The sequence below is a fragment of the Haladaptatus rarus genome, from assembly GCF_054177585.1.
Genome location: NZ_JBPEHG010000019.1, coordinates 15,656 through 27,540, shown reverse-complemented (window position 1 = coordinate 27,540; position 11,885 = coordinate 15,656). Strand labels below are relative to the sequence as shown.

At 61.4% G+C, this 11,885-nt stretch carries 8 protein-coding genes; all 8 read left to right on the top strand.

Annotated elements, in window-relative coordinates:
* Nucleotides 1-19 precede the first annotated feature (19 nt).
* The 8 genes from ACR3FE_RS23950 (at nucleotide 20) to ACR3FE_RS23915 (ending at nucleotide 11,884) form a co-directional block, all read left to right on the top strand.
* Entirely contained in the window at nucleotides 20-292 is a 273-nt protein-coding gene (locus tag ACR3FE_RS23950) for a hypothetical protein (RefSeq protein WP_458210363.1), read from the top strand.
* A 122-nt stretch (nucleotides 293-414) separates the two neighbouring features.
* On the top strand, nucleotides 415-1,677 hold the full coding sequence (locus ACR3FE_RS23945) for an eCIS core domain-containing protein (RefSeq protein ID WP_458210362.1): 1,263 nt from the start codon (nucleotides 415-417) through the stop codon (nucleotides 1,675-1,677).
* A 92-nt stretch (nucleotides 1,678-1,769) separates the two neighbouring features.
* Entirely contained in the window at nucleotides 1,770-5,978 is a 4,209-nt protein-coding gene (locus ACR3FE_RS23940; RefSeq protein ID WP_458210361.1) for an eCIS core domain-containing protein, read from the top strand.
* A gap of 307 nt (nucleotides 5,979-6,285) precedes the next feature.
* Entirely contained in the window at nucleotides 6,286-6,471 is a 186-nt protein-coding gene (locus ACR3FE_RS23935) for a hypothetical protein (protein WP_458210360.1), read from the top strand.
* 15 nt (nucleotides 6,472-6,486) lie between these two features.
* On the top strand, nucleotides 6,487-6,966 hold the full coding sequence (locus tag ACR3FE_RS23930; protein WP_458210359.1) for a hypothetical protein: 480 nt from the start codon (nucleotides 6,487-6,489) through the stop codon (nucleotides 6,964-6,966).
* 114 nt (nucleotides 6,967-7,080) lie between these two features.
* A complete protein-coding gene (locus tag ACR3FE_RS23925) occupies nucleotides 7,081-7,467 on the top strand; it encodes a hypothetical protein (RefSeq protein WP_458210358.1) in 387 nt (128 codons plus the stop codon).
* Between the two features lie 692 nt (nucleotides 7,468-8,159).
* Nucleotides 8,160-10,649 (top strand): ATP-binding protein, encoded by a 2,490-nt coding sequence (locus ACR3FE_RS23920; RefSeq protein WP_458210357.1) that lies wholly within the window; start codon nucleotides 8,160-8,162, stop codon nucleotides 10,647-10,649.
* The gene (locus ACR3FE_RS23915) at nucleotides 10,646-11,884 is read left to right on the top strand and encodes an eCIS core domain-containing protein (protein ID WP_458210356.1); all 1,239 of its coding nucleotides are present in this window, start codon (nucleotides 10,646-10,648) and stop codon (nucleotides 11,882-11,884) included. The genes ACR3FE_RS23920 and ACR3FE_RS23915 overlap by 4 nt, the downstream gene beginning before the upstream one ends.
* The last annotated feature ends 1 nt before the right edge of the window (nucleotide 11,885 follow it).

Sequence of the window (11,885 nt, the reverse complement as noted above, 5' to 3'; positions counted from 1 at the left end):
ACCGGAGACTCCCGATCAAATGACGAAACAGATCCGAACACGGCGGGGAGACGAACGAGCCCGGGTACCGGGAAACGCTCCGCCGGAACGGAGAAGGCTCACGAGCCGGATCGAAGCGAGCGAGTACGAGATGGACACGACGGCAGTGAGAAGGATCACCCACTACTGGAGATACAGCGGGTTCACGGTAATCGGGCGGTTCAGCGGCTGGTGGACGAGCGAATCCGATTGGGCGTGCAGACGGGAGACGAGACGTCCGAGCGCCGTGCCGACGAAATCGCCGAGCGGATAGTGCGGACTTCAGCCCCCGACGTGGAGCGCACCCGTACCCCTGTCGGCGATCGCTCCACGTCCGGGTCCGGATGGCGCAACAGCGATCCCTCTCCCGTCCAGCACGACATCGACGCCCGCACGGTGGACCGATCGACGTCGTCGCGGAGCGGCGTCGTCCCGTCGCGAGGTCGTTCGCTGGATCGGGACGCGCGTTCTTTCTTCGAATCCCGGTTCGGCGTGGACTTCTCCGGGGTCCGGATATACACCGACGGTCACGCGAACACCGCCGCCTCGCTGCTGAACGCCCGGGCTTTCACCCACGGATCGGACGTCTACTTCCCCCGGGGTGCATACGAACTGAACACGACCACCGGGAGCCGACTCATCGCATACGAACTCGCCCACACCCTGCAGCAGCGCTCCGGCGAGAAGATCGTTCAGCGAAAGGAAGACGAGGTGTCGAAGAAACCGGCCACCCGGGCGAACAGTACGGCGCGGATCGGCTATTACGTGGTGCGTGACCGCGGGTTGAACGCGGACGGAGGGACCTACGTTCCCGATCTGGAGGCGTTGAAACGGAAGATTCAGACGTTTCGTACCTCGAAGCGCTGGACGCTGGTCCTCTCCGTCCACGGCTCCGAGAACCGGCTGGGGGCACAATCACCGCCGGATTGGCAGCGCAACGCCAAGTTCTACGGCCCGGCGGATATCGATCGCATCTTCGGGAACGACCGGGCTTTCGTCCACTGGCGCGACCGGTGGGGCCCTTCCCGCCTCGTGCTGAACGAGTGTCAGGTGATTGCCAGCTTCAAGCGGGTGCTCATCCGGAACCTCACCCGCGTTCCGGTCGGGGCGACCAGCCGCGTCCAACAGGCCCAGGGCCTGGGGACTAGCTGCAAGCCCCTGACCACGACCCCCACCCTCCAGTCAGGCGTCAGGACCCTGCAGCGGTGGCAGCGACTGCCGGACGCCCAACGGGAGCGCGATCGCACGCAGATGGAGTCCCTCAATCGCCGCTGGGGCTACTTCGGACGACCGCCCGTACCGAACGACCGCATCCTGCAGTACTACTTCGAGGAAACCCCCTCACCCGGCTGGCCCAAGGTGGAGGTCGGGGTGGAACGGAAGGGGAAAGACCGGCCGCTGAACCCCCCTGTTCCGTTCTACAGCCGCATGTCCCACAGCGGATTCCTGGAGGTCTGTAACCAGGGGATCGACCTCCCCCGGCGCAGGCAACCCCGCGTCCCGCCGTCACCGATTGAACTTGGCCGGCGTCCGGTTCGCCGCGGCCGGACGATGGCAGACGTTTCCGGGGGACGGCGACGCGCCAGTGGCGATCGTTCGCGGGACGGCCCTCCCTGTCGAACTCCCCGAAACCGCCCTGGCGAGGGACGTAACAGATAGACTGAAAAACACCTATTCCCTCCCCCGTCGACGTATGACCGTCACGCTGATCCGGTGACGGACCTCGACTGGCCCGTTGACCATCCCACACGATGACCCGATCCCAGAAGAACTCGAACAGGTCCTCGGACGCGAGCAAGAGCGAAGACGCGTCTCCGGCGCGCCGGAACGGCGACCGGCGTGACTCACAAGAGCAGGACGAAGCCTCGGCAGAGCGCGAGGGGCCCGACTCTCCCTCTCACCCTCTGCTTCGCCTCCAGCGGGCGCGCGGTAACCGGGCCGTCCAGCGGCTGGCGAACGAGCAGCGCCACCAGAACGTCGAGGCAGTGGAGCCGCACGACGAGTACGAGCGCGAGGCCGACCGGATGGCAGCGGAGGTCGTTCGAATGCCGGAGCCGTCGGTGGGCCAGCCCCGGCCCTCCGCGAGCGGTGACACCCGTTCGGGAGACACCGGAGAGACAGCTCCGGTGCGACGCGACGCAACGGCGGTCGCAGGAACCCCTCCCCCGTCCGGTGACGTCGTCCCCTCCGGGGGGCGCCCGCTAGATCCGGCCACGCGCTCCTTCTTCGAGCCACGGTTCGGGTGCGGTCTCGGTGACGTGCGCGCCCACACGGGACGGGAGGCGTCCGACCTGGCCCGTTCGCTCCGGGCCCGGGCCTACGCGGTAGGTGACGACATCGTGTTCGGCGAGGGGCAGTATCAGCCGGGGAGCCGGGCCGGACAACGGTTGCTGGCCCACGAACTCGCGCACGTGCTGCAACAGCGGGCATCGCACACCCGCTTCGTCGCGCGGAACGGCGATCCGGAGCCGATCGACGTGTTCTCCCGGACGCAGGTCCGCCAGGCGCTGCAGGAGACCGTGCGCGCGGCGTTGATCGCCAGCATAGAGCAGCGAAGCAGTGCGGAAGTCTTCGCGGACGATCTCGCCGGACGGCTGCGCACCCGTCTCCGGAGCGTTGACGACCAGAACGTCGTGGAATCGGTGACCGTCCTCGCGGATTCCCTCCCCCAGGTGACCGGAACGCTGACCGAGAGCGAGGTGGGCTACGTCGGGGCCGGCACCTACCTCTCCGACCTGATGGGGCTCCCCACGGAGCTGAGCGAGGTGTACGGGGGCGCGGTTTCGTTCGGCGTCGGCCACTTCGTCCGGACGATCGCGAACGACATCACCAACTACCTGATCGAGCCGTTCTCCATCTACTACCCGGAGCTGTTCTTCGTTTCCCGCGAGTTCCTCCAGAGCAACTTCCGCCAGCTGCTGGAGCGACTCCGGATGCCCTACGCGCTGCTCGAGCTGGAGCTGGAGGGGTCGCTCGGGGAACTCGTCCGCCTGCGCGGAGCGTTCGAGGCCGCCGAAACCACCGAGCACAGGGCCGCACTGGGGAGAGAGATCGGTCGCGTGTCCCGCCTGATTCTGCTGATCAGCAACGAGCTGGAACCGCTCCGCCAGCAGATCGAGGCCGACGAGGAACGCCGGGCGGCCGGACCCACCGTGTTCCAGAAGCTGGTACTGGAGCAGGTCGACCGGATCGAGACCCTGCGCCGGAGCGCTGAGACCGAGGAAGCGACCCGCACCGCCCTCGGCGACCCGGTGGAACTGCTGGAAGAGCGGGCGATCGAGCAGCCGGAGGCGATCGCCGTGGCGTACGAACCGGGCGTGCGCGTTCTGCCCGAGCAGGCGTTCCCCATGGCCACCGACGAGGCAACGCTGGGGCTCCAGCGGCAGCTGCTCGGCCGGATCAGCGCCCAGACCAGCGAGCTAGAGCGTCTGCGAGGGAAGGTCGTTCCGCCCCCGGACCAGCGGGCATACTCGCTGGAGAAGTTCGACGACGTCTACCGGCGCTGGTTCGCGTTCTTCAGCGTGCGCGAGCGGGAGGCCGATCCCCTGTACCAGCAGATCGACGAGCTGTTCCGCGGGCTATACGCGGTCTTCGGCCACGTGGCCGAAGGAGGGATCGGTCGCTGGTTCCTCATGGAGGTGCTGAAACCGTACCTGGGGTCGATTCTGAGCGGCACGCGGACGGAGTTCGCCGGGGAGATTCCGGAACGCGCCCTCGCGCCGCGCCAGGAGGAGGTCGGCGGTACGGCAGGCCGACCGGAGTACGAGTTCGCGGAGCTCTTCAGTCGTCCCGGGGGCGGGCGCTCCGAGCGGGGAGAACGGGCGTCACGCGAGAGACACCTGCGCGGGCGCGAACGGTCGACCCAGGAAGCGTTCGGAGCGCTGGCCACACAGCGCGCACAGGGCCGCCCGGTAGGTCCCGAAGCGGCGGAACTCGGTCTGGTGAGCCGCTCCGATGTGGGGGTGCCGATCCATCTCCTCCCCGATCCCCGGGCGCGGCAGGCCTGGAGCTACCTGATCACCTACACGGATCCGATCACGGGACGTGTGGCGGGACACGAGGAGAAGGCGATGCCCCCTGAGGTCAGCCGCTACCTACTGGCTGCGGCCCAGCAGTACGCCACCCTCGCCACGCCGCACACCCCGGGCATCGGCGACCGCCCGACCCGCGAACGGGGTATCGAGTACGGAGAGGCGGCGAGCACCTACCGGTACCTGCTGGGAGCCCCCGAGGGCGAGTCGACCGAGAGCATAGAGCAGGCGACGGCAATGCGCCAGCAGTTCCGGGCGGCGTCGGAGGAGGCACAGCTGGGGGAGAGCCACGAGGAACACATGCGACGTACCGCGGAGCGGCTGCTCGGCGACATGGAGGAGTACCTCTCGGCGTTCTTCCAGGAGCGACAGACGCCAGAGTGGCGGGCAGCCGCCGTTCTGCGCATCTCCGTCTACGAGCACGGAGCGGACCAGTCGCTGTTACAACACTTCACGCCGTCGAACCTCCTGAAAGCCATCGGCGTCAGCCTCGGCATACAGGCCCTCGTGCAGGCGCTTCGCGTCGTCCCCTACGCCGGCCAGATCCTCTCTCGGGCCGTCGGGAAACTGATCGAGCGCTACGGCCTGGGAACGGACGTCGCCAGCATCGTCACGATCGCAGTCTGGATTCTGGGCGCGGGCGAGGCGTCGTCGTTCGGGGAGGCGCGCGTCTGGGCCTACTTCGGCCGCGAGGTTCTCAGCGACCTCGGCGAGCTGATCCAGGGGCTCGTCGTCGAGGCCGGGCTCCGTGCCTTTGGGCAGATCCCGCGCCGGGGATCCCCGCCGGAGACGGTCGGCGAGGTGATGCGCGACCTCGATCCGGTGCTGCAGAGCGATCCGGAAGCGCGACGGCTGTTTCAGGAAACAGTCCGGACGGAGATCGATCAGCTGCGCGCGGAAGGGGCCGGCACCGAGCGCTCCGACGACCGTCTCGACCTGCTGGAAACCATCGACCTGCACCTCCGCGGTGACGTCTCCGCCCCGGACCGCCCCCTGCGTCCGGACCCCACGACGCGGCGTCCCGAGGAGGCCGAACCGGCACCGAGCGCCGAGGCGGTCCGTGCGGAGGCGATCCGCGACTACGAGCGGCTCCAGACCGCCGAGGTCCCCTACGGGGGCGACTTCAGCCGCGGGGAGTTCGTTCGGCGCTACCAGGAGGGCCTCCGTTTCGACGTCTACTCCCGCCGGTGGTACCGACGGGACGGCACGCCGGTCACCCGGGGGGCCGCCGAGCGCACGGTCCGGTTCGCGGAGATCCGACGGCCAGAGGGGTACACCGACGAGCAACTCCAGGCCGACTTGAACCGCCTCCGCGCCGACCGGGAGGCTCTGTTCGCCCGCCTCGACCAGCTCCGGGGGGAACCGCCGGCCGGGAGGGAGGTCAGCCAGGCCCACTTCAACATCCTCAAGGGCAACGTGGCCGAGATACTCTCGCTGACGTACCAGCGGCGCGTGCTGAGCAGCGTGCGTCAGCGCCATCCCGGGGCCGAACTGATCTCCGGCGTCCGCGCCCGGCTGGTGCGTCCTGACGGCACCCTCGGCGAACCGGTCCAGTTCACCGACAACATCATCGCCATCACCGCTCGCGGAAACCTGTACGTCCGTGCGGTCTTCGAAGTGAAGTCCGGACCCCGGGGTGGCCAGGAGGCGACCGAGCAGGTTCACCGCTGGGTCGAACGGCACCTGGACGAGGGCTTCGTTCTGGAGCTGCCGGATGGGCGGAGCTTCCGCTATGATCCCAGCAGCAGCGAGGCCGGCCAGGTAGTCAACTTGGCCCGCGCTCCGCGCCACATCGTCGCCCCGAGAGAGGCCGAGCGCCTCGGCGAGACGGGGGCACACGGGGTAGCCGCCCCGGTAGAGCGCCAACCGCTTGAGCGGACCGCCGACGAACTCGACTACCTAGTCCGGCGGGTGCTGGAGGGAGCGTGAGGTCGCTCACTCGCTCCGGAGGACCCGGAAAGCACGGGACTGAAACGACGGTATCGGGGCGCGAGCGTACGGCCGATATCGTGACGCCGAGTATCGCGATACCACGACGGAGATCGGTTCGCCTGCGTGCCTGGCAGACGTCCATCCGTCCGAACGAATACTTCCCTTCCCGGAATGTTCGGCCCTCGGTCGACTCCAGACGGCCGCTCACGACGCGAATGGGGAGGCGTCGAGTCGCAGCTCTCACGGAACTAATATAAGATAAATTATAGGTAGAGGAACGCCGACGGCGGGTACGGGAGACCATGTGCCTGGCGACGGAGCCCCCGGATTTGATCCCTACAAGCGAGTCCCACAGTACGACATCTCCGGGGTCGGAACCGCGACGGCCGCCAGTGAGGGATTCGGTACGCCCTGCGGCAGGGCGTTGGTGCTGGTGAACGAATATGAAATCCGGGAACGACCCGTAACCGTCAACCGACCGCTGGAGTAGCCGGAGCCAAACAGTATGCCGGAGACAGACGACGAAATCGAACTGCCACGCTTCGCGCGACAAATCATCTTCATCCGAGGACGATACCCGGACACACATAGTGACGCCACCAGTTTCACGACTGGCATCCTCGCTCCGTTTGGGGGTGTGTTGAACCGCTTTCCGACCCACGGGCACTGGATCTCCTCGAACCTCTCGTATCTCGTACTCCAATCGCTCGTCGTTACGAAACCCACCGAGAACGCCCGGGACGTCCACCACGCAAACAGGTACACTCCGACGAGCCATCGAACGGACGCCGCCCAGATACGAACTGTCTTGGTCCCATCGCCATCGATTTTCCGCCCCGTAACACGCATAATCGAGGAGCGAGCCCTCGAGGAGCGGACATCAGTAGAACGGGCGGATGAGCTACAAACACGTCGACTACCGACGACGAGAGGCCGGGAACTCGCCGAATCGATCGGCGACGTCGACCGGGGCCGCCCTCCCTAATCGACCATACTCCCCGAGCTTCGCGTCGGTCGACTTTCCCAGACCGACACAAGCGTAGCTGTCGATCCAGGCAGTGCACCCGCCCGTAGAACGTTCCTCCATCGTAGTGACGACGTGCCGAACCTCTCCGTCTCCCGGCCTATCACGCCGGGATGCGGCACGAACGAGCACACGATAATCGATCTCGACAGGTCGATCGACCTACCGACTCCATCCGAGGAACTCCAGCCCGAGGGCATCGACACTGCCTGGAGCACACCGCGTCGTTCAGAAGTTACGAGCGAGGTGCTCGGGCAGAGAGATACCGCCACCATCGATAGGCCGGTGACCAGTTCCGAACCGGACGGAACGTCGGATTCGGCGGGACCGGACGCCGAGACCGAGCGCCGAGTGGGAAGGAGATTGGCCGAACCGTCGGAACAAGCAGACCTTTGGGTCGCACTCACGACACGGTCAGTGGTCCAACCACCGAGTGAACCGTCTACGAGACGTCGCGGATGAATTCGAACACCAATCTCCCACTCGATATTGGCCGTGCTTGAAACAGTCTGAAACAACGACATCAATCACGATGGCAGGCTATGCGCTCGAACGTACGACATTCCGAGCTCACGGCCGATCCATACCAACGAGATGGCGGCAAACGAATCCGAGATGGGACTTCTTTGCATCTTAGTGATCTGATCCATTATTTTCGACGCATTCCCGAAATAACCGTCAAGATGAGCCAAACTTGTCTCGATTTCTTAACTAGTTATTAATATTATCCGTGTTGTCTGTTCGCCTGAGTCACACAACACCCGAATGGGTTTGTGTGGAACTGCCAAGAAGGGGAGAGTAATTACCAGAGTATATCTCGCCAGTGATGAACATGGAAGAAGTCGAAATCACCGCTGAGGGATTGGAGCGGGTTGCATGAACGAGTTGACGCTGCAAGCTGAGTTTGAATTCACCCACCCACAGGGATACGCTGATGCAAAGAGAACTATATCTCAAGACATGGTAATTCGTCTAGCCAGAGCGGCCGACGGGATCCTCGCGCTCAATGATCCCCTGGTCCAATCAAACCTTCTCGTACCAATCGTTTATCCCACTCTCCTCGGGCGAAACGGGAAAGATGTCATAATGAGAGGTCAAGGTGGAAGAACACCGCGGAGCTAACCAATACACTCGCTAAAAAGGATGATGGAACGATGATACGCTGGCCATGGGAAAGCAGGAGAGAAGAACGAGAATTAGAAGAACGAGAGCCACGGGAGAATGAAGAACACAAAGGAGAGATACGAGAAGACCAGAAACAAGATCAAGTAGAGTGGACAGTTCCCCCGGCTCTAACGAGAAGTGATCAGCCATATCGCGACAGTTATGAACACCTACTCGATGAGCTCAGTCGAATCGATTACCTCCTCTGGCTCCGCGTCGAGCAGTGGCGGGCAGAAATGGGTGAATCCGCGCAGGAATTCGCTGGCTATTACATTCCGGACGAGAAGGTCGATCGATTGTTATGGCCTGGAGCGAATGGATGGGGCGGCAGCGACCCAGTTTCAAGCGGCGTGCTGTACGAAGAGCAATTCGAGTACATTACTCGCCTGACCGAACAGATTGAGAAACGAAAGCGCCTGACGCTCGAGCAGGGAACCGAATTGCGACTTGCAACGCTCGCCGATCGTTTCGATCTCGATCGTCCCGCTCTTGACGTCCTCTTGGTAGCTGTCGCCCCGGAGTTCGACTCGAAGTACGAGACGGTCTATGCATACCTCCACGACGATCTCAACCGGAAACGACCGTCGGTCGACCTCGTTCTCCGGACGTTCTCTCCCGTGGCAGTCGAGCGTCTCGTCGACCGTGAATTATTCGCACCAACAGCCACGTTACGAAGAAACGGACTCATCCGACTGTCGGGTGGGGAGGAGACAGCGCTTCCGACGCAGTCGATAGTAGTCGACGAACGGATCGTTGACTACCTCCTCGGTACCGACGCCATCGACGATTCACTCAGCGAGTTCATCGAGGTGAAAGACCACGGATGGCAGCCAGAGACGTTACTGAATCGAACCACAAAATTAGCGTATTCTAGTCCGGATAAGCGACTTGAGGAGTTGATACTCGATACAGACGTCAAGGTACAACTCAAGAATCTATCTCATCAAGAGGAACCCTCTTACGGCGGCGAGACGACGTCTGCTCCTCTGATGGCCCACTTCTATGGCCCCTACGGTGCAGGGAGGTTGGTTGCGGTCGCCGCGTTGAACTCCAAGAGAGGCCGGGAGCTGTTGATCGCAGACGTACGAGGACTTCTCACCAACGGAATTCGAGCAATCGTCGAAGTCCTCATTAGAGAAGCCCGACTACGAGATGCAGATATTTGCATCTCGAATCTCGAATCACTCGATGAAGAATCAGACGCTGACGTTGCGACCCTCTTGGGAGCATTCGACGAATTCAATGGACGAGTGTACCTGTTAGGTAAGGAGCCGATGAAGACAAGACAACGGCTCGGCGTGGACACCCACACTTTCATTGGAACTCATTTCCCAATTCCATCGTACGACCGTCGGCTGGAACTCTGGAGCGTGGTCGATGGATTACCTGCCGACGTGAGCATCCCCGACCTGGCCGGTAAATTCCGGTTGACCGGCGGCCAAATCGCGGATGCCGTCGAGACGGCCAAGTCGCGGTCGTATGGGAGTGAACTCACTGCAGACGATATTTACGCCGGATGTCGCGCCCAATCGCGAGAGAAACTCAGCACGCTCGGTCGCATAGTGGATCCGACCTACGAGTGGGATGATATTGTGCTTCCGGAGGACACGGAATCGCACCTGCGGGAGGTCGCTGCCCACATTAAGTATCAAGGACGGGTGTATTCCGATTGGGGATTCAAACAGAAATTCAGCCTCGGCAATGGCGTCATCGCGCTCTTTACGGGAGCGTCGGGAACCGGCAAGACCATGGCAGCCGAGATCATTGCGAACGATGCAGGGTTGGATCTATACAAAATCGACCTCTCGAATGTCGTCAGCAAGTACATCGGTGAGACGGAGAAAAATCTGAGTGAGGTCTTCGACGAAGCCGAGAACAGCAATGCAATCCTCTTCTTCGATGAGGCAGATGCTCTATTCGGGAAACGTTCTGAGGTGTCGGATGCCCACGACCGCTACGCAAACATCGAGGTGAACTACCTCCTCCAGCGCGTCGAGGAGCACGACGGCGCGGTGATTCTTACCACAAATTTCAAGCAGAATATTGACGAGGCGTTCATGCGGCGGATTCATCTGCGAGTGGATTTTCCATTGCCCGATCGAACGGCACGCGAGAAAATATGGCGGGGAATCTTCCCTAAGCCGGACACGTTACTTGGACAGTTGGACTACGAGTTCCTCTCGACATTCGAACTTACTGGGGGGAACATCAAGAACATCGCCCTGACCGCGGCATTTCTGGCTGTGTCGGGGCGACGAACTGACGAGACAGAGGCCATGTACTCTGCTGAACGGAGGACGATTCGAGAGCTAATTCCAGAACAGGCCACGACAAAGGGTGAACTGACCTTCGACTTCCTTGACCGGGTGGAGATGGAGCACATCATCTGGGCGACGCGACGGGAGTTCCAAAAGACGGGGAAGTTGATTAAACCCGAAATGTTCGGTGAATATCACGATCTTGTAAAGTACAACCCATGACAACTCAATCACAATGCAAAGTAACACATAGGTACTCAAACAAGAACAAGAGTGATAGCCCCTCCACAGAACGTCGAAACGCTTACCGACGCCAAATGGATGGTCGAAGTGAAGGGATAGGGGCGCGTACGGAGTCCGATCCGAGATTAAGGACAAACCGCCATCCATTGTTTGTCCTACAACAGAAAAACGGCAACCAGGCGGTTCGACGCGTGGTGAATAAGCAAATTCAACTGAAGCTAGAGGTGGGAAAGCCAGATGACAAGTATGAGCGCGAGGCAGACAAAGTAGCCGAACAAGTTGTGCGGATGTCCGGAATGACGACTGCCGAAAGGTCGAAAAAAGACGGACAGGATACTCACATTCTGCAGATGATTTCAGGCGGTCGGGGGCGATTTCGGCAAAGAAAGTTGCGACGGTGCACGGACTGCGAGGAATCGAACCGCCACGCCGGAATCCATTCAACGAATCCCTCCCGAATAGGAAGTTCAAAAAACAGACTTCGGTCGTTAGGAACGGGGCGACCACTACCGTCTTCGATTCGATCGTTTATCGAGCCACGATTCGGATACCGTTTCGGTGATGTACGGATACACACAGACAGCGAAGCCAATTACACTGCTAACATGATGAATGCTAGAGCATTTACGGTTGGACAGGATGTGGTATTTGCTGGGGGAGAATATTCGCCTCATACAAGCCAAGGGATGCAATTGCTTGCACACGAGTTAGTACACGTCTTTCAGCAGTCTCAAAACGGGAAGGTGAATGTTCAACGCCAAAAATTCGGAACTGGATCTCCTCCTAATCCCATCTATGGCATAGTCCCAGAGGACGAGCGCCAACGTATTGAGCGTGCATGGAGAATCCTTGAACGGATTGCAAACAATCCCGATGGCTATCGACGCTGTCATGAGCGATTTCAAACGCTCTGTAGCGCTCCCAGTTCGAACGAGCTTCGAACACGGTTAAATAGCGCAATTGTTTGGAAAGACACAGGTACAGGAAATTACGGCCATGGTGATGTTGATGGAAACAACATTGCGGCTACTGAACTCGCCTGGCGGATTGGACATTGGACTCTTGCTGCAACGTATCTTCATGAGCTAATGCACAATTGTGGTGTCGAAGATCAGAATGAGATTGAGGAGACAGTGGATCAATGTGGTCTACCTCACATCTCCTACTTTAGGGATGGTGTGAAGGTTCTTCCACCGGTAATCATCAAGATATAGC

Bases quoted from the DNA above. Each gene is read 5' to 3' on its own strand.
- ACR3FE_RS23920 (WP_458210357.1), top strand. From the start codon at position 8,160: ATGATACGCTGGCCATGGGAAAGCAGGAGAGAAGAACGAGAATTAGAA.
- ACR3FE_RS23950 (WP_458210363.1), top strand. From the start codon at position 20: ATGACGAAACAGATCCGAACACGGCGGGGAGACGAACGAGCCCGGGTA.
- ACR3FE_RS23940 (WP_458210361.1), top strand. From the start codon at position 1,770: ATGACCCGATCCCAGAAGAACTCGAACAGGTCCTCGGACGCGAGCAAG.
- ACR3FE_RS23930 (WP_458210359.1), top strand. From the start codon at position 6,487: ATGCCGGAGACAGACGACGAAATCGAACTGCCACGCTTCGCGCGACAA.
- ACR3FE_RS23915 (WP_458210356.1), top strand. From the start codon at position 10,646: ATGACAACTCAATCACAATGCAAAGTAACACATAGGTACTCAAACAAG.